15 protein-coding genes, 1 pseudogene and 1 riboswitch are annotated in these 20,585 nt (G+C 71.0%); of the genes and pseudogenes, 8 read left to right on the top strand and 8 right to left on the bottom strand.

Annotated features, from left to right (window positions below):
- Window positions 1-147: 147 nt before the first annotated feature.
- Window positions 148-1,584, top strand: coding sequence for an MFS transporter (locus BA062_RS33200; protein WP_110343091.1), 1,437 nt, complete (start codon window positions 148-150; stop codon window positions 1,582-1,584).
- A 191-nt stretch (window positions 1,585-1,775) separates the two neighbouring features.
- Here BA062_RS33200 and BA062_RS33195 read toward each other — a convergent pair whose 3' ends face one another.
- From BA062_RS33195 to metG, 5 genes are all read right to left on the bottom strand, one after another.
- Window positions 1,776-2,786 carry a methionine ABC transporter ATP-binding protein gene (locus tag BA062_RS33195; RefSeq protein ID WP_168214164.1) on the bottom strand — a complete coding sequence of 337 codons (1,011 nt, stop codon included), beginning with the start codon at window positions 2,784-2,786 and terminating at the stop codon, window positions 1,776-1,778.
- 186 nt (window positions 2,787-2,972) lie between these two features.
- Window positions 2,973-3,062: riboswitch (SAM riboswitch) on the bottom strand.
- A gap of 52 nt (window positions 3,063-3,114) precedes the next feature.
- Window positions 3,115-3,963, bottom strand: coding sequence for a 16S rRNA (adenine(1518)-N(6)/adenine(1519)-N(6))-dimethyltransferase RsmA (rsmA, locus tag BA062_RS33190; protein ID WP_110343089.1), 849 nt, complete (start codon window positions 3,961-3,963; stop codon window positions 3,115-3,117).
- A gap of 18 nt (window positions 3,964-3,981) precedes the next feature.
- A complete protein-coding gene (locus BA062_RS33185) occupies window positions 3,982-5,358 on the bottom strand; it encodes a resuscitation-promoting factor (RefSeq protein WP_110343150.1) in 1,377 nt (458 codons plus the stop codon).
- Window positions 5,359-5,679: 321 nt separating this feature from the next.
- A complete protein-coding gene (locus BA062_RS33180) occupies window positions 5,680-6,507 on the bottom strand; it encodes a TatD family hydrolase (RefSeq protein WP_110343088.1) in 828 nt (275 codons plus the stop codon).
- Window positions 6,497-8,290 (bottom strand): methionine--tRNA ligase, encoded by a 1,794-nt coding sequence (gene metG, locus BA062_RS33175; RefSeq protein WP_110343087.1) that lies wholly within the window; start codon window positions 8,288-8,290, stop codon window positions 6,497-6,499. The genes BA062_RS33180 and metG overlap by 11 nt, the downstream gene beginning before the upstream one ends.
- A 60-nt stretch (window positions 8,291-8,350) precedes the next feature.
- On the opposite strand from metG, the gene BA062_RS33170 reads away from it, so the two are divergent.
- The 4 genes from BA062_RS33170 (at window position 8,351) to BA062_RS33155 (ending at window position 11,538) form a co-directional block, all read left to right on the top strand.
- Window positions 8,351-8,971 (top strand): PadR family transcriptional regulator, encoded by a 621-nt coding sequence (locus tag BA062_RS33170; RefSeq protein ID WP_110343149.1) that lies wholly within the window; start codon window positions 8,351-8,353, stop codon window positions 8,969-8,971.
- Between the two features lie 64 nt (window positions 8,972-9,035).
- Window positions 9,036-10,019: an ATP-binding cassette domain-containing protein gene (locus BA062_RS33165; RefSeq protein ID WP_110343086.1), complete on the top strand. Its 984-nt coding sequence runs from the start codon at window positions 9,036-9,038 to the stop codon at window positions 10,017-10,019.
- Entirely contained in the window at window positions 10,009-10,776 is a 768-nt protein-coding gene (locus BA062_RS33160; RefSeq protein WP_110343085.1) for an ABC transporter permease, read from the top strand. Before BA062_RS33165 ends, BA062_RS33160 begins: the two co-directional genes overlap by 11 nt.
- Window positions 10,777-10,944: 168 nt before the next feature.
- Window positions 10,945-11,538, top strand: coding sequence for a GH25 family lysozyme (locus BA062_RS33155; RefSeq protein ID WP_110343084.1), 594 nt, complete (start codon window positions 10,945-10,947; stop codon window positions 11,536-11,538).
- Here the strand turns inward: BA062_RS33155 and BA062_RS33150 are convergent.
- Window positions 11,513-12,520: a glycoside hydrolase family 183 protein gene (locus BA062_RS33150; RefSeq protein ID WP_110343083.1), complete on the bottom strand. Its 1,008-nt coding sequence runs from the start codon at window positions 12,518-12,520 to the stop codon at window positions 11,513-11,515. The genes BA062_RS33155 and BA062_RS33150 overlap by 26 nt on opposite strands.
- A 35-nt stretch (window positions 12,521-12,555) precedes the next feature.
- Here BA062_RS33150 and BA062_RS33145 point away from each other — a divergent pair, with 35 nt between their 5' ends.
- A complete protein-coding gene (locus tag BA062_RS33145) occupies window positions 12,556-13,878 on the top strand; it encodes an aminodeoxychorismate synthase component I (RefSeq protein WP_110343148.1) in 1,323 nt (440 codons plus the stop codon).
- Here the strand turns inward: BA062_RS33145 and rsmI are convergent.
- A complete protein-coding gene (gene rsmI, locus BA062_RS33140) occupies window positions 13,842-14,672 on the bottom strand; it encodes a 16S rRNA (cytidine(1402)-2'-O)-methyltransferase (protein WP_110343082.1) in 831 nt (276 codons plus the stop codon). The genes BA062_RS33145 and rsmI overlap by 37 nt on opposite strands.
- A gap of 51 nt (window positions 14,673-14,723) precedes the next feature.
- Here rsmI and BA062_RS33135 point away from each other — a divergent pair, with 51 nt between their 5' ends.
- A complete protein-coding gene (locus BA062_RS33135; protein ID WP_110343081.1) occupies window positions 14,724-16,298 on the top strand; it encodes a dolichyl-phosphate-mannose--protein mannosyltransferase in 1,575 nt (524 codons plus the stop codon).
- Window positions 16,299-16,567: 269 nt separating this feature from the next.
- On the opposite strand, the gene BA062_RS33130 is transcribed toward BA062_RS33135, so the two are convergent.
- On the bottom strand, window positions 16,568-18,301 hold the full coding sequence (locus BA062_RS33130; RefSeq protein ID WP_110343080.1) for a serine/threonine-protein kinase: 1,734 nt from the start codon (window positions 18,299-18,301) through the stop codon (window positions 16,568-16,570).
- Between the two features lie 126 nt (window positions 18,302-18,427).
- On the opposite strand from BA062_RS33130, the pseudogene BA062_RS33125 reads away from it, so the two are divergent.
- Window positions 18,428-20,335 (top strand): annotated as a pseudogene (locus tag BA062_RS33125) (propionyl-CoA synthetase); the annotation flags it as partial.
- Window positions 20,336-20,585 lie beyond the last annotated feature (250 nt).

Here is a 20,585-nt window from a genome sequence, read left to right as displayed (position 1 = left end):
CTGAGACCCTCTCAAACTTACTTGACGCCCGACTAGCAATCACTTACCGTTCCACCATACAAGATAACTAGCCGACCGGTAAGCAATCGGCGAACCGGGTGCTTTCCGGCCATTTCGGGCCTCCACACAGTCTCACAAGGGGAAATCATGACAACGACCGCTCCTGCGCCGGTGGGGCAACCCACCGACCGGCGCAGATGGTGGGCACTCGCGGTGATCGGACTGGCCCAGCTGCTGGTGATCATCGACATGACGATCATGACGATCGCGCTGCCGTCGGCGCAGCGGGAGCTGGGCATGTCCGACGCTGCCCGGCAGTGGGCGATCACGGGCTACACGGTGGCGTTCGGCGGCCTGCTGCTGCTCGGCGGACGGCTGGCCGACCGGCTCGGCCGCAAGAACACGCTGCTCGTGGGCGCCATCGGCTTCGCGCTCGCCTCGGCCGTCGGCGGTGCGGCGACGAGCACGGAGATGCTGATCGCGGCGAGAGCGGGCCAGGGTGTGTTCGCAGCACTGCTCGCGCCGTCGACGATCTCGCTGCTGACCACGACGTTCACCGAACCGCGCGAGCGGGCGCAGGTGTTCGGCATCTTCAGCGCGATCATGATGTCGGGCGCCGCGCTGGGTCTCGTCGCGGGCGGGGCGCTCGCGGAGTACCTCGACTGGCGCTGGTGCCTGTACGTCAACCTGCCGATCGCGGCGGTGGCCGCGGTGCTGGGCGTGTTCGTGCTGCCGAAGGTCGAGGGGCATCGCGACACCCCGCTCGACTGGATCAGCGCCGTGCTCGGCGGCGGCGCGATCGTCTCGCTCGTCTACGCGCTGTCGGAGGCGGCGGAACGCGGCTTCGGCTCGGGGCTGGTGCTCGGGTTGCTCGCGGCCGCGCTGGTGCTCGTGGCGGTGTTCGTGGCGAGGCAGGCGCGGGTGAAGGGACCGTTGCTGCCGCTGAGCGTCGTGACCGAGCGGTCGCGGGCGGCGGCGTTCCTCGGGGTGGCGTTCGCGGCGTTCGGCATGTTCGGGATGTTCCTGTTCCTGACGTTCCAGCTGCAGGCGATCATGGGCTACGGCGCGCTGCTGGCCGGGGTGGCGTTCCTGCCGTTCGTCGGGGCCAACGTGCTGATGTCGACGCAGGTGACGAGCAGGCTCGCGCCGAGGCTCGGGCCCAGGCCGCTGCTGGTGGGCGGGCTGCTCCTGCTGGCGGTGAGCATGGCGCTGCTGACGCGGCTGACGCCGGAGAGTTCCTATGCCGGCCTGCTGCTGCCCGCGGAGATGCTGCTCGGCGCGGGCGCGGGCCTGGTGATGCCCACGGTGGTGAACGCGGCGACGCAGGGGGTACGGCCGAAGGACGCGGGGGTGGCTTCGGCGTTCATCACGACGTCGCAGCAGGTGGGAGCCTCGCTCGGCACGGCGACGCTGAACACCATCGCGGCGAGCGCCACGGCCTCGGTCGTCGCGGGCGGAGCCGCCGCGACGGTGCACGGCTACGCGACGGCGAGCGGCTGGGCGGCCGGCGTCCTCGCGGTGGGCGCCGTGCTGGCCGGCGTCCTCTTCCGCCGTCCCTCACCCGTGCCCCAGCCGTCCCAGTAGCCACATCCAGGGGGTAGCAAGGGAGCTTTACTCCCGTTTTCCGGGAGCAAAGCTCCCTTGCTCACTTCGTGGCGGCCAGGGGTGGGCCCGACCGCAGTGAAGGCCACCTTCACTGCGTTGAACGCAGGCATGGTGGCCTTCACTGCAGAAGGGGCTCCCCCGGACGCTGCAGAAGGGGCTCCCCCCGGAGCTCAGGCGGCGACGTTGCGCAGGCCGTAGAGGGTGTGGGTGACGTGGGCACCGCGCTCGGCGATCCACGCCAGCGCCGCGTCGGCGCGCTGGCCTCGCACGCCGAGCCGGAAGCGCGCCACCGGGGTGTCACCGAAGCGCGTCAGGCCGCCGCCGATCGTCGCCAGCTCCACGTCGAAGCGGCCCGCCGCTTCGGGCAGGAGCGCACCGACCGCCGCGAAGCCCACCAGCACCACGTCCACGGCCAGGTCGTACTGCGCCACCTCCGCCCGCGATGTCTCGATCGCGGGCAGCAGCTGGTTGGCGATCTTGCTGCCGTGCTTGCCGAGCAGGCCCAGCACGTTGCCGCTCTCCAGCACCGCGCCGCGCTCCAGCAGGGCCACGTCGTCGCAGACGCGCCGCGCCACACTCGCGTCCGGCGTCGTCACCAGCACCGTCGCGCCCAGCTCGGCCCGCGCGCGATCCAGGACGGCCAGCACCGAGCCCGATTCCTCGGACTCCACGCCGCCCGTCGGGTCGTCGGCGAGCAGCACCGACGGACCCGCCGCGAGCGCCCTCGCGACGGCGACCCGGCGCCGCTGCCCCTCGGACAGGTCGCCGGGCAGCTGCGTGGCGCGCCGGGTCAGGCCGATGAGGTCGAGCAGGGTGCCCACCCGGTTGCGGCGCTGCGGGCCTTCGACGCCGAGCCGCTCCAGCGGCGCGGCCACGTTCCCGGCGACCGTGCGTTCCGGCTGCAGCCGGGTGTCGACGATCCCGAGCTGACGGCGCGCGTCCCGCAGCTTGCGGCCGTCCAGTGCGGCGGTGTTGAGCCCGTCGAACCGCACGACCCCGCGGTCCGGACGCTCCTGCAGCGCGATGCAACGTGCCAGCGTCGACTTACCGGCACCCGAAGGGCCGACCACGCCGTACAGCGAGCCCGCCTCCACGGCCAGGCTCACGTCGCGCAGCGCGACCACGGGCGCCCCGGTACTGCCGGCGGCGAACGACTTGCTGATGTTTTCGACGGTGATCACGACAAGCTCCAAGGCGACTCGAGGCACAGCGACACCCCGTCCGGATCTCAGACGGTCGCTGGAAAAGGGGTTGAGCGAGTGGGAAACGATCAGGCGGCAGCGGTGTGGCGACGACACGCGCTGACGGTGCGGCGGCCCTGATCGACGACTCGGCGCCTGGTGAGCATTCGCGAGCGATACACGGATCCTCCATCGCTCCTGGCGTTAGCACCTGCCCGCGGTGGGCGGTTGCTGCGACTTCGGCGAGCCAGGTCTCTCAGTCGCTCGGGATGGATGCCCTCAAAGTAGACCTGAATCGACCACGCGAACGCAAGCTCGCCGGTGTAGATCACACCTTTGCCGCAATAGCCGCGAACTGATCGACATCCAGCTGCTCCCCGCGCGTGCGGGGGTCGATCCCGGCGGCCGTCAGCAGCTCTTCCGCCCGGCCGGCGGAGCCTGCCCACGAGGCGAGTGCGGCGCGGAGTGTCTTGCGGCGCTGGGAGAACGCGGCGTCGACGAGTGCGAAGACCACGTCGCGATCGGCGTTCTCGGGCGGCTCTCCGCGTTCGAAGGCCACGAGCGAGGAGTCGACGTTGGGCACCGGCCAGAACACCGACCTCGGCACCGCGGCCACCTTGCGCGCCCTGCCGTACCAGGCGAGCTTGACGCTCGGCACGCCGTAGACACGGCTGCCCGGCCCGGCAGCCATGCGGTCGGCCACCTCGGTCTGGACCATCACGAGGCCACGGCGCAACGACGGCAGCTCGGCGAGCAGGTGCAGGACGACGGGAACGGCGACGTTGTACGGCAGGTTCGCGACGAGCGCGGTCGGCGCCTCGGCCAGGTCGTCCACCCGCACCCGCAGTGCGTCGGCGCCGAGCACGGTGAGCCGCTCCCGGGCGTCGGGCAGGTGGTGCCGCACGGTCTCGGGCAGGCGCCCGGCGAGCACGGGATCGATCTCCACGGCGATCACGCGCGCACCGGAGGCCAGCAGCCCGAGCGTGAGCGAGCCGAGCCCTGGCCCGACCTCCAGCACCACGTCGTCGGCACCGACCTCGGCCAGCTCGACGATGCGGCGCACGGTGTTGGCGTCGTGCACGAAGTTCTGGCCGAGCTTCTTGGTCGGCCGGACATCGAGCTCGCCCGCCAGCCCGCGGATCTCAGCAGGGCCGAGCAAGCCCGATGTCTCCGTCACCGGGTCAGTCTAGAACGGCTACGGGAGGCCCAGCTGCGACTGGCAGCTCGGCCACGCGCTGTAGCCGCCGCGGTCGTCGCGCACCTTCGTGGCGATGGCGATCTGCTGCTCGCGGGTGGCCTCGTGCGGGTAGGCCGCGTACTGGTCGCCGCCGTAGGCGTCCCACGTGCTCTTGTCGAACTGCAGGCCGCCGTAGTAGCCGTTGCCGGTGTTGATGGCCCAGTTGCCGGTGGACTCGCACTGTGCGAGCGCGTCCCACACGGCGCCGTCAGAGATCACGGGCTGCGGGGGCTCCTTGGTGCCCACCCGGATGACCCGGTCCTTCGCCGCCTTGATGATCTTGCTGGAGAGCTCCTCGCGAGCGATCTCGCGGTCGTTCTCCTTGGTGATGCGGTAGGTGACGATCTCCTCGCCGGGAACGCCCTCTTCCTCGACGATCTCGGTGCCCTGCTCGAGCTCCGGGTCCTCGATGGTGCGGACCTCGGGCTCGATGACCTCGGTCTCGTTGATCACCGAGACACCGGTGCGGCTGATGTGCACCGAGGCGCCGTCACGGATCTTGAACTCGAGCCCGCCCTCGATCTTGTCCTTGGGGCCGAGCGAGAGGTTGAGCTCCTTGAGCAGCTCCTCCGCGGTCACGGCGGTGGTGGAGAGCTCGCGCGGCTGGTTGCCACCGTCGAAGAGCGTGATGTTCTTGAGGGTCTTGACCTCGAGGGTCATGCCGTCGAGCGGTACCTCGCCGCCGACCGGCGTGGAGAACCAGGTGCCCTTCTGGTTGAGGTCCTGGAGGCCGAGCTGCTCCAGCGCCTCGCCGACGGTGGTGGCGCGGACCCAGGCCTCGCGCTGCTCGCCGTCGACGATCAGGTTGAGCTGGCGGCCACGCTCGAGCGTGATGACGCCGCCGTCGCCGACCGCAGCCTGCGGGGAGGGCGAGAGCGCGTCGTGGGCACCGACGGTGATGCCGGCGTCCTCCAGCACCTCGCCGACGGTGCCGCCGAAGCTGCGGACGGTCTGGCGCTCGCCGTCGACGTCGAGGGTGACGCTCTTGTTCATCGCGAGCGCCGCGGCGCCACCGCCCGTGAGCGTGATCATCACGGCGAGGACGGCGCCCTTGAGGAAGCGCTTCTTCCACGTCTTGACCGCGGTGGCGAGCCCGTCCTCGGGCTCCTCCTTCGCCTCGGCGGTGCGGTCGGCGCTCGCCTCGTCGGGAATGACGATCGGCGGCAGCATCGTGGTCTCGGCGTTGATCAGCTGGATGAGCTCGTCGACATCGATGTCCGCTTCGGACATGAGGCTGTCGGCGTCGGGGCCGAGTGCCGTCAGGACGTCGTGACGGGTGACGTGCGGGTCCGGCGAGAACTCGAAGTCGTCCAAGTCGCTCGGCCGGTCGAGCAGGGCTGTCGAGGCGCCCCCGGATCTCGGAGATGCGTCGAGACCCGCGTCAGCGCGCCCGTAGCTACCAGTCACAGGGTCGATCCCTTTCGCGTAAGGCCAGGACTCCCGCAGTCAGCGCCGTCCCTCACGTCCCGGAGGACGCTTCCCCGACGTACACCGACGTGACTGTGGGCCAACCGGCTGGCGGTTCGAAAACCACCACCCAGCACGGTCACGGGACAATAACGAAGGCTCGGGGGTTGTGCAAACACCCCTCGGAGTGTCGTGAGCTTCGTCACTCGGCCGGTTGATGTAGGCGCTTGCACGAATGTCGCAGTCCGTTCAACTCGAAGTAACGGACGGCAGTCGAAACACGCGTTCTGCGTTGGTACGTACGGCATTCGCGACCTCGTCGAGCGACTCGCCGCGCAGCTCGGCGAGTCCCCGCACGGTGTACGCCGCGCAGTACGGCTCGTTGGGCCTTCCCCGGAACGGGTGGGGCGTGAGGAACGGCGCGTCGGTCTCCACGAGGTACTGCTCCGAAGGGACCAGCCGCGCCGCCTCGTGCAGTGCCTTGGCGTTGCGGAAGGTCACGGTGCCCGCGAAGGACAGCACGTAGCCCGCGTCGGCGCAGCGCCGCGCCATCTCGGCGTCGCCGGAGAAGCAGTGGAACACCACGGTGTCCGGCGCACCCTCCTCCTCGAGGATGCGCAGCACGTCGTCGTGGGCCTCGCGGTCGTGGATCATCAGCGGCTTACCGATGCGCTTGGCGAGGTCGATGTGCCAGCGGAACGCCTCCTGCTGCGCCTCCGGTGGCGAGTAGTCCCAGTAGTAGTCGAGGCCGGTCTCCCCGACCGCCACCACGCGCTCACGCTGCACCAGCCGCTCCACTTCGGACCGGTCCGCGTCGCCGAAGTCCTTGGTGCGCGTGGGATGGATCGCCACGGCGGCGAACACGCGATCGTCCCACGTGGACGCCTCGGCGGCCCACCGCGCGGCGGCGAGGTCGTCGGCGACCGTCACCACGCGCTCGATCCCGGCTGCCTCCGCGCGAGCGAGCACAGTGGACAACTCGGCGGGCGTCTCCACCCCACAGGCGTCCAGGTGCGTGTGCGAGTCGATCGCGGGTGCCGGAAGTTTCTCCGGCACCGGCGGGCGCTCACGACTCAATGGGAGCCCAGTCCGGGCCGGTTTCGCCGAGCTTCGGGTCGAGCTTGGCGAACAGCGGCGTCGGCTTGGCCAGCGGGCGGCCCGCCTCGATCGGCACCGACTCCCAGCGCGCCTGCTCTGCCGCGTAGTCGCCGGTGAGGACGGGGTTCATCCGGCCGGCGATGTCGAGGTCCTCGACCTCCTTCAGCTCCGGCTGGGCCGCCCACACACCGGTGCCGCCGAGTGCCTCGTGCACCTTCTGCGCCGCGTGCGGCAGGAACGGCGTCAGCAGCGTGTTGGCGTCGGAGACCACCTGCAGCGCCGTGTGAAGCACGGTGTCCCGCCGCTCGGGGTCGTCCTTGAGCTTCCACGGCTCCTGGTCGGACAGGTACCGGTTGGCGGCCGACACCACGCGCATGGCCTCACTCGCGGCCTGCTTGAACCGCGACCGGCCCAGGTGCGCGCCCACGGTGTCGAACGCGGCACGGGAGAGCGCCTTGAGGTCCTCGTCGGCCTGCTTCGGCGTGTTCGGCACCGGCACGCCGCCGTTGTTCTTGTGCGCCATCGAGATCGAGCGGTTGACGAGGTTGCCCCACTCGTTGGCGAGCTCGAAGTTCGTGCGGCGCACGAACTCGTCCCACGTGAAGTCGGTGTCCTGGGTCTCGGGGCCGGCGACGCTGATGAAGTAGCGCAGCGTGTCGGGGCCGAACTCGCGCAGGAAGTCGTTGACGTAGATGACCGTGCCGCGCGAGGTGGAGAACTTCGAGCCGCTCATGGTGAGGAACTCGCTGGACACGATCTCGCCGGGCAGCGAGAGCCTGCCGTACGGGCCGGTCTCGCCGCCGTGGTCGCCCTCGCCGTTGTGGCCGAGCAGGAACGTCGGCCACAGCTGGGCGTGGAACGTGATGTTGTCCTTGCCCATGAAGTAGTAGGAGCGGGCGTCCGGGTTGTTCCACCACTCCTGCCACGCGTCCGGGTTCCCGGAGCGGCGCGCCCACTCGACGCTCGCGGAGAAGTAGCCGATCACGGCGTCGAACCACACGTAGAACCGCTTGAGCGGCTGGTCGCGCCAGCGGTCGAGCGGCACCTTGACGCCCCAGTCCAGGTCACGCGTGATGGGGCGCGGCCGCATGTCCTCGACGAGGTTGCGGGTGAAGTTGAGGACGTTGGGCCGCCAGTCGGTCTTGGTGGCCAGCCACTTGCCGAGCGACTCGGTGAACGCGGGCAGGTCGATGAACAGGTGCTCGGTCTCCACGAACTCCGGCTTCTCGCCGTTGATGCGCGAGCGGGGGTTGATCAGTTCGGCGGCGTCGAGCTGGTTGCCGCAGTTGTCGCACTGGTCGCCGCGCGCGCCGTCGTAGCCGCAGATGGGGCACGTGCCCTCGATGTAGCGGTCGGGCAGCGTGCGGCCGGTCGACGGGCTCACCGCGCCGGTGGTGGTGCGCGGCACGACGTAGCCGTTGCGGTGCAGCGCGAGGAAGATCTGCTGCACCACTTCGGCGTGGTTGCCGGTGGTGGTGCGGGTGAACAGGTCGTAGCTGAGCCCGAGGCCGCGCAGGTCCTCGCCGATCTGGCGGGTGTACTTGTCGGCGGTCTCCTGCGGCGTCAGCCCCTCCTTGTCGGCCTGGACGAGGATCGGGGTGCCGTGTTCGTCCGTACCGGACACCATGAGCACGCGGTTGCCGGCCATTCGCTGGTAACGGGAGAAGACGTCCGAGGGGACACCGAAACCGGACACGTGACCGATGTGGCGGGGCCCGTTGGCGTAGGGCCAGGCCACCGCTGTCAACACAGGGGTGCTCATACCCGTTTAGCCTACGGATGGCGTCTCAGTGATTTTCGCCAGGGAGTGGAGGCGAGGCCGGTGTCCGCGACGCGGTTGCTGGTGCTCGGTGTCGTGCGGATGTACGGCAGTGCGCACGGCTACCAGGTGCGGCGCGAGCTGCTGTCGTGGTCAGCCGACAAGTGGGCCAACGTCCAGCCCGGCTCGATCTACCACGCGCTCAAGAAGATGGCCGCCGAAGGCCTGCTGGAACAGGTGCGGACGGAGCCGTCGGGCGTGGGGCCCGACCGGGTCGGCTACCGGCTGACGGGCGAGGGCGAGTCGGAGTTCCTGAGGACGCTGCAGCAGCAGCTGGCGGACGTCGGCGACGACGTGAACGCGAGCGCGGGCTTCCTCGCGGCCGTGGCGTTCCTCCCCGCGCTCGACCGCGAGCGGGCGGTGAGCCTGCTGAAGTACCGGCTCACGCAGCTCAAGGGCAACGAGGCGAGCATCGCCGGACTGCTGGCACACGGCACGCAGTGGGGGCAGCCCCAGCACGTCAACGCCCTCTACCGGCTGTGGCAGGCGCAGCTCGAGACGGCCGTGAGCTGGACGAGGGACCTCATCGAGCGCTTGCGGGCCGGCGAATACGTGATGGCCGACGAGGGCCCGTCGTTCGGCTCGCCGGGACCAGGCCGCCCCGCCGTAATCAAATTTGACTAACCGCCGATGCTTGGGGAAGAGTGCGCGTGTTCCGCTAGTCAAATTTGAATAGCTAGGGGGTTCCATGATCAGGGCACGCGGCCTGGCGAGGCGGTTCACCGCCCGAGGCCGCACCGTCGACGCAGTGAAAGGCGTCGACATCGACGTCGCCGAGGGAGAGCTCGTCGGCTTCCTCGGCCCCAACGGCGCGGGCAAGACCACCACGCTGCGCATGCTCACCACGCTGCTGCGCCCGACGGCGGGCGAGGCCACCATCGGCGGCTGCGACCTGCGCAAGGACCCGCTCGGCGTGCGCAAGCGCATCGGCTACGTCGCGCAGGGCGGCGGCACCCATCCCGAATGCCGCGTCGGCGAGGAGATCGAACTACAGGGCAGGCTCTACGGGCTGTCGAAGGCCGGTGCTCTGCGGCGCGGCGCCGAGCTCACCGAGCAGCTCGACCTCGCCGGGCTGGACCACCGGCTCACCAAGACGCTGTCCGGGGGCCAGCGGCGCAGGCTCGACATCGCACTGGGCCTCATCCACGAACCAAAGCTGGTGTTCTTCGACGAGCCCACCACCGGACTCGACCCGCAGAGCCGCGCCAACCTCTGGGAGCACATCCGCCGCCTGCGCGCCGAGCAGGGCGTGACGCTCTTCCTCACGACCCACTACCTCGACGAGGCCGACTCCCTCTGCGACCGGATCCTCGTGATCGACAACGGGGAGATCGTCGCCGAGGGCACGCCCGACTCGCTCAAGGCCAGCGTGTCCGGCGACGGCGTGGTGATCGGTGTCGCCGAGGACTCCGCGCCGGCGGCCGCCGAGATCGCGGGCAGGCTCGACGGCGCCCACGAGGTGACGGTGACCGAGGACCTCGTGCGCTTCCGGGTGCCGAGGGGCGACACCGCGATGCCGGAGCTACTGCGCGCCCTCGACGCCGCGGGCATCCCGATGCGCTCGATGCAGGTGCAGCGCCCGACGCTCGACGACGTGTTCCTGACACTGACCGGCCGCACGCTGCGCGATGCCGAGACCGCGCCGGCGGGGGAGGTCGCCCATGTTGCGTGACAGCTGGCTGATCTTCCGGCGTGACTTCTCGCTGTCGATGCGCAACCCGGCCTGGATCATGATCGGGATCATGCAGCCGGTGTTGTACCTGGTGCTGTTCGGGCCGCTGATGGAGCGGGTCGTGGCGAACACGCCCGGCTTCCCGCCCGGCAGCAGCTGGGCGATCCTCACCCCGGCGCTCGTGATCCAGCTCGCGCTGTTCGGCTCGTCGTTCGCGGGCTTCGGCCTGCTCGCCGAGTTCCGCAGCGGCGTGGTGGAGCGGCTGCGGGTGACCCCCGCGAGCCGGGTGGCGCTGCTGCTCGGGAAGGTTCTCAACAACGCGCTGCAGACGATGATGCAGGCGATCCTGATCATCGTGCTGGCGTTCCTGGTGTTCGACCTCGACGCACCGTTCGGCGGCATCCTGCTCAGCCTCCTGATCGTGGGGCTGACCTCGGTCGCGCTGGCGTCCGCGTCGTACGCGCTGGCGTTGACGATCAAGAACGAGCAGGCGTTCCCCGCGCTGCTCAACGCGGTGCTGCTGCCGTTGCTGCTGCTCTCGGGCATCCTGCTGCCCATCACCACCGGGCTCGCACCAGACTGGCTTTACACGATCTCGCGGATCAACCCGTTCACGCACATCGTGGACGCCGAGCGGGCCAGCTTCCGTGGCGACGTGACGATGGACGCGTTGTTCACCGGCTGCGTGGTGCTCCTGGTGCTGACGGTGCTCACGGTTTTCTGGGGCGCCCGCACGTTCCGGAAGGAGAACGCCTGACCCTCGCCCCGGGTGAGAGACACGCCCTGGCAGTGAAGGCCACCATGCCCGCGTGGAATGAACACAGCGACGCGCCGCGTCTCCCCTTGGGTGGCGGGGGAGACGGGTGGGCGCAGTTAAGGTGGCCTTCACTGCATTGGCCGAGGTCAACCGGGGGGAGGGAAGGGCATGGAGGAGCAGGGCGAGGCGCGCGGCATGGACCTCTCGCTGCACGAGACCGTCGCCGACTGGTCCGCGCTGAAGGCGAGTTCGGTGTCGTTCGCGGCCATCACGGTCACCGAGAGCCTGAACTGGACCGACGACAACGCGGCGCGCCAGCTCGGCGACGCCATGCGGGCCGGCGTGCACGCCGGGATCCGGCACTACGCGCGGCCGGGAGCCGTACAGGACCAGGCGAAACACTTCGTGCGCACCGGCATGCCGCTCGGCGCCTTCGCTCCCGGCGCGCTCGCCCCCTCGATCGACGTCGGCGCCGACGGCGTGGACGACCGGTTCATCAAGTCGTGGATCAAGGCCGTCCGTAACGCCGCGGGCATCCGGCGGATCCTCGTGTACGCCGCCTACGAGGACTGGCTGCACCGCTTCCACCCTGACAAGTGGGCCGACAGCGAGGTGGTGCTGTGGCTCGTGCGGCACAACGGGATCCCGGGCAGGCCGGGCTGGTTCCACTCGCGACTCGGCCTGCACCAGCACAGCGCGGGCCGCCCCTTCGGCGCCGACGCGCTCGTCTACCCCTTCACGCTGTCGGACGTCCTGCTGTAGCGGGTTCGAGCCTGCTGTGGGTGAGAAACACGTTGTAGGGGCCCCACTGCGATACCAGGTAGTAGAGGTCTGGACCGTCGAGCGACCACGGGTGCAGGTACCCGCCGTACACCGCGGGGTACTCCTGCCCCGACACCACGACCTCGCCGTGCGTCCACGGCCCGGTGAGCCGCTCCGCCGAGCGCAGCACGATGCCCTTGCGACTCTCGTCGAGGTGCATCATCAGCCAGCAGCCGAGCCCCGAGTGGTAGCCGACCGACATCTCCCCGACCGGGCCGGCGAACACCGGCACCGCCGCCCGCTCACGACCGGACCAGCCCCGCCCGTCCCAGTACTCGTACGCACCCGTGTCGAGCAGGCCGGAGGGCTCCGCACGCGCGAGGTAGGCGTCGTCGTGCCTGCCGTTGGTGGTGCCGAAGAGATAGACGTGGCCTTCGGAGCGGGTGAACGCGCCGAGCTGGAACCGACTGCCGCCGCGGAAGTTGCCCCAGCGCGCCGAACGGGGTTTGTCCCACGTCCGTCCGCCGTCGGCGGAGACGGCGATGCCGGCGTGGTTGGTCCGCCACGTGCCGGGCGGCCCCCACCGCCGCACGGACATGTAGTGCACGTAGTGCCTGCCCTCGACCGCGATGCCGCCGTTGGGGATGACGGTGACCTCCTTGCCGCTTCCGGACGGGATCACCTGGCAGGCACCGCCGCCCTCGCGCTCCACGACGCCGTCCAGCGCGAGCCCCGACGTGAGGTCGGTGGCCGTGGAGAAGGCGAGCACGTTGCGGCGCCAGTCGGCCGTGCCTGGGCCCGCGCCGTTTCCGCACCAGCCCTCGCCGTAGGTGTCGCCGAAGAGCACGAACACCCTGCCGTCGCCGCCGTCCCACATGATGCCGAGGTCGGTGGCGACGACGCCGAACCGCTCGGCGGTGCGGTTGGGCGAGTCGGCGCCGGTCACCTTGGCCACGCGTGTCGTCTCTGTCACCCGGAACATCGGTTCCGACGGTAGTCGCGACGAGAATGTCCGGCATGTGGTTGACGCGGGCGGAGCTCCGATCGAGCGCGGCGCCGGGCGACGCGCTGCTGCTGCTCGCCCGCCGGGCCCGCGCACTCGGCCTGCCGGGTCCCGCCGCGCTGACCGGCGACTGGTTCGGCTCCCGCGCGGTGCTCGCCCCGACGCTGCCCACGCAAACGTTCACCGAGGTGGGCGAGGCACTGGCCGTCCCGGCGAGGCGGCCCGAGATCCGCGGCGCCCCCGAGGGGACGGTCGGCGGCGGCTGGTTCGGCTACCTCTCCTACGACCTCACCGATCCCTCCGGCAGGGCGGCCGCGCTGCCGAAGGCCGTGTGGGGCTGGGCGGACCACGTGCTGCGGCTCGACGCGGAAGGGCGCTGGTGGTTCGAGGCGCTGGTGCCCGACGGTGAACCGGCCCCGCACGCGCTCGCGGCCGAGCTGGCGGGCCTGCTCGGCGAGGCCGTGCAGGCACCGGCGTGGACGCCCACGGCGCTGGAGCACCCGCTGCCGGGGGGGCACCACGCCGCCGTCAAGGAGTGCGTGCACGCGATCGAGGCTGGTGAGCTGTTTCAGGCCAACATCTGCACGCGGTTCAGGGGCACGTTCGACGGCGAGCCGTCCGCGCTGTTCGCCGAGGGCGTGCGCAGGCTCCGGCCCGCTCGCGCCGCGTACCTGTCCGGGCGCTGGGGCTCGCTGGTCTCCCTGTCGCCGGAGCTGTTCCTCGCGCGCTCGGGCGGGCGCGTGCGGTCGATGCCGATCAAGGGCACCCGGCCCCGGCGTGGCCCCGGGGACGACACGCTGGCGAAACAGCTGCGGGAGTCGGTCAAGGACGTCGCGGAGAACGTGATGATCACCGACTTGGTGCGCAACGACCTCGGCCGCGTGTGCGAGGTGGGCAGCGTGCGCGTACCGGAGCTGCTGGCCGTCCGCGCGGCGCCGGGCGTCTGGCACCTCGACTCCACCGTGGAGGGTGTGCTCGCCGAGGGCCGCGACGACGCGGACCTGCTCGCGGCGACGTTCCCGCCCGGCTCCGTCACCGGTGCGCCCAAGATCCGTGCGCTCGACCTCGTCGCCGAGCTGGAGCGCACCCCTCGGGGGGTCTACACGGGCGCGATCGGGCTGGCCTCCCCCGTCGCGGGGCTGGAACTCAACGTCGCGATCCGCACGTTCGAGCTCCACGGGGGCGTCGTGGAGCTGGGGGTCGGCGGTGGCATCACCGCCGATTCGGACCCGGCGGCGGAGTGGCAGGAGTGCCTGGACAAGGCGGCGCCGCTGGAGCGCCTGCTCGCCTCCCCGCCCGGTCAGGCGTCGCGCCGGGCGGCGAGCGCGGCGTTGTAGAGCTCGTTCTTCGAGACCCCGGTGGCGGCGGCGACCTCGGCGGCGACCGACTTGAGCCGTTCCCCCGCCTCGACCCGGGCGAGCACGTCGCCGACGAGGTCCTCGACGTTCGCCCTGCGCGGGCCGGCGCCGGCCAGCACGACGGTGATCTCGCCCTTCACGTCGCTCTCGGCCCACGCGGCCAGCTCGGCGAGCGAACCGCGGCGGACCTCCTCGTAGGTCTTGGTCAGCTCCCGGCACACGGCGGCCCTGCGCTCGCCGCCGAGCGCCTCCACCGCCTCGGCGAGCGTCGCGGCGAACCTGCGGGGCGACTCGAAGAACACCGTGGTCCGCCGCTCGTCCGCCAGCTCGGCGAGCCACCTGCCACGCTCCCCCGGCTTGCGGGGCACGAACCCCTCGAAGCAGAACCGGTCGGGCGGGAGCCCGGAGAGTGCGAGCGCGGTGGTGACGGCCGAGGGCCCCGGTATGCAGGTGACGGGCAGGTCCTCGTCCGCGCACGCGGCGACGAGGCGGTAGCCGGGGTCCGACACGCTGGGCATCCCGGCGTCGGTCACGAGCAGCACGGTCTCGCCCTCGCGGAGTGCGTCGAGCAGCTTCGGCAGGCGGGCGGACTCGACGTCCTCGTAGAAGCTCACCACCCGGCCGGCCGGGGTCACACCGAGCGCCGTGGCCAGCGAGCGCAGGCGCCGGGTGTCCTCGGCGGCGATCACGTCGGCGTCGGCCAGCGCCTCGGCAAGGCGAGGGGAAGCGTCACGGGAGTCGCCGAGCGGGGTCCCGGCCAGTACGAGAGGCACGCCCCGAGGCTAATCTCCGCCTTCACCTGCCCGCCCGTAGGATCGGGCCTCGTGACCGCACTCCTCACCCGCACGCCGGGCGGCGTGGGCCCCGAGCCGGGGCGGACACGGCGGCCACCGAGCGACCGCGAGGCCACGCTGCTGGGCAAGCCGATGCCCACGGACCGGCTGCGCGCGCTCGTCGTCACCCTCGTGCTCACCGCCATCGGCGGGTTCGTGCGGCTGCAGAACCTCGGCTTCCCCACCGACAAGGGGACGCCGGTCTTCGACGAGAAGCACTACGTGCCGCAGGCGTGGCAGATGCTGCGCAACGGCGGCTACGAGGACAACTACGGCTACGAGCTGGTGGTGCATCCGCCGCTGGCGAAGCAGCTCATGGCCGTGGGCGAGTGGATCTTCGGCTACAACGGCGTCGGCTGGCGGTTCAGCGCCGCCATCGCCGGCACGTTGATCATCCTGCTGACCATCCGGATCGCGCGGCGGCTGACGCGGTCGACGCTGCTCGGCGCCATCGCCGGGATCCTCGTGATCTGCGACGGCGTGCTGCATCTGCAGTCGCGGATGGGGATGCTCGACATCTTCATCGCGGTGTTCGTGCTGGCGGCGTTCGGCTGCCTGCTGCGCGACCGCGACCAGGTGCGCGAGCGGCTCGCGGTGGCCGTGCGCGAGGGCTGGGCGGACGAGTCGCCGTTCGGGCCCCGGCTCGGGTTCCGCTGGTGGCGCTTCGGTGCCGGGGTGATGGTGGGGCTCGCCACGGCCGTGAAGTGGTCGGGCATGTACTGGGTGCTTGCGTTCGGGCTGCTGTGCCTGGCCTTCGACGTCGCCGCGCGGAAGGCCGCGGGCGTACCGCGGCCGTGGATGGGGGTGCTGCGCCGCGACCTGGCGCCCGCGTTGTGGGGCATCGGCGTGATCTCGGTGCTCGTGTACCTGAGCAGCTGGTGGGCGTGGTTCGCGAGTGAGACCGCGACCGACCGGCACTACATGGAGATCCAGAACGAGGCGGCCGGGGCGTTCGGCTTCGTCCCCGGCGCGCTGCGCTCGCTGATCGCGTACACGTTCAACGTCCTGGACTTCCACGAGAGCCTGTCGACGCCCGCGGGCGATCCGCATCCGTGGGAGTCGAAGCCGTGGACGTGGCCGATGGGGCTGCGCCCGATGCTCTACTACTACGAGTCGGGTGGCGGCACCGCGGCGGGCTGCGGTGAGACGGAGTGCGTGCGGGCGACGATGCTGGTGGGCACGCCCGCGATGTGGTGGCTGGCGTTGCCGGTGCTCGGCTGGGGCCTGTGGCGGTCGGTGTTCCGGTCGGACTGGCGCTACGCGGCCGTGCTGGTGGGCTACTTCGCGGGCCTGCTGCCCTGGTTCGTCAACCTCGACCGGCAGATGTACTTCTTCTACGCGACGCCGATGGCGCCGTTCCTGGTGCTGGGGCTGACGCTGGTGCTGGGGCAAGTGCTCGGCAGAGCGCGGGACGGTTTCGAGAGGCGCGGCACCGGGCTGCTCGCGGTGGCCCTCTACACGGGCCTGGTGGTGGCCAACTTCGTGTGGCTGTGGCCGATCCTGAACGGCGACTCGATCACCACGGAGCACTGGCAGTCGGAGCTGTGGCTGCCCTCGTGGCGCTAGCCCACGCGTCACCCGAGGTTCCCCGCCCGCCGTGCAGTGAAGGCCACCATGCCTGCGTGGAATCAGACTCAGCGGCGCGGAGCGCCTCCGTCTGGGTGGTGGAGGGAGACGGGTGGGCGCAGTGAAGGTGGCCTTCACTGCGTCCGCCGCGCCCGCGCAAGCGGCTCCCGCCCCCAGTCGGTGAGCAAGGGAGCTTTACTCCCGGAAAACGGTAGTAAAGCTCCCCTGCTCCTCGCTGGAACGGGGCTCAGCGGCCGCCAACGGAGCCCTCACTGCACCTTGGGCACGACCCTGGTGACCGGACCGTCGGGCGACTTGCCCACTCGCGCCAGCCAGCCCTCGACCTCGCGGCGCACCGCATTGAGGGTCGGCCGGTTGCGCGGCTGCGGGTCGAGCGACGCGATGAGCAGCCGCGCGTGGACGCTCTGCCTCGGCAGCTGGCTCGGCGGCTCCGCTCGCGCCGCCGCCATCAGCGCAGCCATCGGCGTCTCCCTCGTGCCCCTGGGCGGGTAGCCCGACAGCGCGTAGCTGACCGTCGCCGCGAGCTGCCACGCGTCCGACGCCGGGCTCGCGGGCGAGCCCGCCGCCGTCTCCGGTGCCGTGTAGTCGGGCGTACCGATCATCATCCCGGTCGCCGTGAGCTTGGAGTCGCCCTTGCTGCGCGCGATGCCGAAGTCGATCAGGTGCGGCAGGCCCTCCGGGTCCACGATCACGTTCGACGGCTTCATGTCGCGGTGCAGCACGCCCTTGTCGTGCGCCGCCGACAGCGCGCTCGCCAGCGTCGCCCACAGCCTGCCGGCGGAGACGTCGTCGAGCGCCCCACCGGTGTCCACGGCCTCGGCGAGCGACTGGCCGTGCAGGTACTCCATCACGAGCGCCAGCCCGTCCGGCTCCTCGACCAGGTCGTACACCCGCACGCAGTTCGGGTGGTTGAGCATCGCGAGCGCCCGCGCCTCGCGCTGCATGCGCTCCTCGGTGTCCCGGTCCGGCGCGTGGGCGATCTTCAGCGCCACCGTGCGGCCGAGCTGGGTGTCCTGCGCCTCCCACACGGTGCCGAACCCACCGTGACCGAGCCGGCGGATCCGCTTGAACCGGCCGCTACCGGCATCCGTGGTGCCGGGCATCGGGCCGGGCACGGCGGCAAGCGCACCGGCGGCTTCCGGCGACGGCGCCACCGACGTCGGCGGGTACTGCTTCTGCGGCGGCGGAGGAGGCACCTCCGAGGGAGGCGGCGGCACGTACGGCGGGGGCTGCTGCGACGGCTGCGGCTGACGCGGCGGCTCCGGCCTCGGCTTCGGCTCCGGCGGCCGGTCGGAGTTCTGGATCACCGACCAACTCGGCGGGCCGACCAGCGCCACCGGGATCACCCCGAGCACCGTGACGGGCAGGAAGCCGAGCCACAGGTGCACGGCCGTGTTCGCCTCCACACCCACGCTCATCAGTGCGAACGCGACGAACGAGCCCCACATGAGACGCCCGGGCCACTTCGGGCCGCGGCGCAGCGCGACGCGGCCGAGCAGCATGATCGCCAGCAACGCCAGGATCGGCAGCCCGACCAGGCCGCCGAGGTAGTAACCGTAGGCCAGCACGCTGTCGGACGGGTAGAAGAGCGTCTCGTAGATGTTCTGACCACCGCCGAGGTACTCGCTCTGCACGCCGACGAAGCAGTACTCCCTGGCCAGCGAACCCGCCTCACCCGTGGTGAGCCCCCCGGTACCGCCCGCGAACACGTCCCGGTAGACGCTCGACACGCCCGTCGCCAGCAGCAACGGCAGCAGCAGCACGAACACCAGGCTGATCCCGGCGATCGCGATCAGCGCGGGACCGCTGTAGCGGTTGCCGGTGAACTTGCGCACCAGCGCCACGAGCATCGCACCCGCCACCGGCGACAGCGCGATCAGCGCGCCCGCCATGCTCGTCGCCCACACCCAGTCCCCCGGGCAGAAACCCGGTTGGAAGAGTCTGTGCGCTAGCGAAAGCAACGCGCTAGCGATCGATTCCACCCTCGCTCCTCGGCCGGTCGGCTCTGTTCGCACCAGAGTATGTCGAGTCCTCCCTTCCAGGACGCAGGCGGTGCGCACCGGGTTCGCTGCGTGCACTGATCGCACGAACGTTCTACGGTCTCAAGGCACGGACTCGATGACGAGGAGGCAGTCACGATGGGCGCGTATGCCGAGATCTACCAGCGCAGCCTCGACGACCCCGAGGGCTTCTGGCTGGACGCCGCACGAGCCATCACGTGGACCCGCGAGCCGACCCGCGCACTGGACTCCTCGAACGCACCGCTGTACCGCTGGTTCCCCGACGGGGAGCTCAACACCGCCTACAACGCCCTCGACCGGCACGTCGAGCAGGGCCGCGGCGAGCAGCCCGCCCTGATCTGGGACTCCCCGGTCACCGGATCGCAGCGCACCTACACCTACGCCGACCTGCGCGACGAGGTCGCGAAGTTCGCGGGCGCGCTCGACTCGCTGGGCGTGACCAAGGGCGACCGCGTGATCATCTACATGCCGATGGTGCCCGAGGCCGTGATCGCGATGCTCGGCTGCGCGCGCATCGGCGCGATCCACTCGGTCGTCTTCGGCGGGTTCGCGCCGAAGGAGCTGGCCGCCCGCATCGAGGACGCGAAGCCGAAGGCGATCGTGGCCGCCTCGTGCGGGATCGAGCCGAGCAGGGTCGTCGAGTACAAGCCGATCATCGACGCCGCGCTGGCCGCCACCGAGCACCAGCCGGACCGGGTCGTGGTGTTGCAGCGCGACGCCGTGCGCGCCGAACTGGGCGAGCGCGACGCCGACTGGACCGAGCTCATGGCGACCGCGTCACCGGTGGACTTGGTGCCCGTCGCGGCGACCGACCCGCTCTACATCCTCTACACCTCCGGCACCACGGGTAAGCCGAAGGGCGTCGTGCGCGACACCGGCGGGCACGCCGTGGCGCTCGCATGGTCGATGGGCGCCGTCTACGACATCGAGGCGGGCGACGTGTGGTGGACCGCCTCCGACGTGGGCTGGGTCGTCGGCCACTCCTACATCGTCTATGCGCCGCTGCTGATCGGCGCCACGACGGTGCTCTACGAGGGCAAGCCGGTCGGCACCCCGGACGCGGGCGCGTTCTGGCGGGTCATCTCCGAGCACGGGGCGAAGGCCCTGTTCACGGCGCCGACGGCGCTGCGCGCGGTGAAGCGGGTCGACCCGGAGGGCAAGGAGACCGCGGCCTACGACCTCACGCGGTTCGGCACGCTGTTCATGGCGGGCGAGCGGCTGGACCCGGAGACCTACCACTGGGCGCACGACAAACTCGGCGTCCCTGTGGTCGACCACTGGTGGCAGACCGAGACCGGCTGGCCGATCGCTGCCAACCTGCGCGGGCTCGAGCCGATGCCCGTCAAACCGGGGTCGGCGACGATGCCGGTGCCGGGCTGGGACGTGCGGATCCTCGGCCAGGCCGGCGAGGAGCTGCCCGCGGGGCAGGAGGGCGCGATCGCGATCAGGCTGCCGCTGCCGCCTGGCGCGCTGCCGACGCTGTGGGGCGACGACGAGCGGTACAAGGAGGCGTACCTGTCGCGGTACGAGGGCTACTACCTCACCGGCGACTCCGGATACCGCGACGAGGACGGCTACCTGTTCGTCATGGGCCGCACCGACGACGTGATCAACGTGGCGGGCCACCGGCTGTCGACGGGGTCAATGGAGGCTGTGCTCGCCGCGCACCCCGCGGTCGCCGAGTGCGCGGTGATCGGCGTGAAGGACACACTGAAGGGCCAGCTGCCGCGCGGTTTCGTGGTGCTCAAGGCGGGCGTGGACATCCCGGAGGAGAAACTGAGGGAGGAACTGGTCGCGGCGGTCCGTGCCGACATCGGCCCGGTGGCGGCGTTCCGGGACGTCTCGGTGGTCGAGGCGCTGCCGAAGACCCGCTCGGGGAAGATCCTGCGCAAGACGATGCGGGGCATCGCCGACGGCCGCGACGAGCCCGTGCCCTCGACGATCGAGGACCCGAACGTGCTCACCGCGCTGCGCTCGATCCTGCGCCCGGAGTGAATCCACCCCCGGGTGGGCGAAACACGGCCTTCTCATGCGCTGCATGGGGGAGTTGTGGGCCTTCGACGAGCAGGCGATCCGGTGCCCGGACGAGTACGCACCGGACGGCGTGCTGGTGCTGACCACGGACCCGAGCCCGGCGCCCCGATAAAGCTGTGGGAGCTGCGCGACGGCCCACGAGCGGTCGTGGGGTACACGACCTTCACGGCATTCGCGGCGTCGGCCGGAGCGGGGGAACCGTTCCGGCGGT

This window comes from Prauserella flavalba (assembly GCF_003202235.1).
GTDB lineage: Bacteria > Actinomycetota > Actinomycetes > Mycobacteriales > Pseudonocardiaceae > Prauserella_A > Prauserella_A flavalba.
Note: the sequence above shows the minus strand (reverse complement) of the source record. Positions and strands in the feature narration are given on the sequence as shown.

Excerpts from the sequence above, each read along its gene's own strand:
- BA062_RS33145 (WP_110343148.1), top strand. The coding sequence starts at position 12,556 with ATGTGGTTGACGCGGGCGGAGCTCCGATCGAGCGCGGCGCCGGGCGAC.
- BA062_RS33165 (WP_110343086.1), top strand. The coding sequence starts at position 9,036 with ATGATCAGGGCACGCGGCCTGGCGAGGCGGTTCACCGCCCGAGGCCGC.
- metG (WP_110343087.1), bottom strand. The coding sequence starts at position 8,290 with ATGAGCACCCCTGTGTTGACAGCGGTGGCCTGGCCCTACGCCAACGGG.
- BA062_RS33160 (WP_110343085.1), top strand. The coding sequence starts at position 10,009 with ATGTTGCGTGACAGCTGGCTGATCTTCCGGCGTGACTTCTCGCTGTCG.
- BA062_RS33155 (WP_110343084.1), top strand. The coding sequence starts at position 10,945 with ATGGAGGAGCAGGGCGAGGCGCGCGGCATGGACCTCTCGCTGCACGAG.
- BA062_RS33150 (WP_110343083.1), bottom strand. The coding sequence starts at position 12,520 with ATGTTCCGGGTGACAGAGACGACACGCGTGGCCAAGGTGACCGGCGCC.
- BA062_RS33200 (WP_110343091.1), top strand. The coding sequence starts at position 148 with ATGACAACGACCGCTCCTGCGCCGGTGGGGCAACCCACCGACCGGCGC.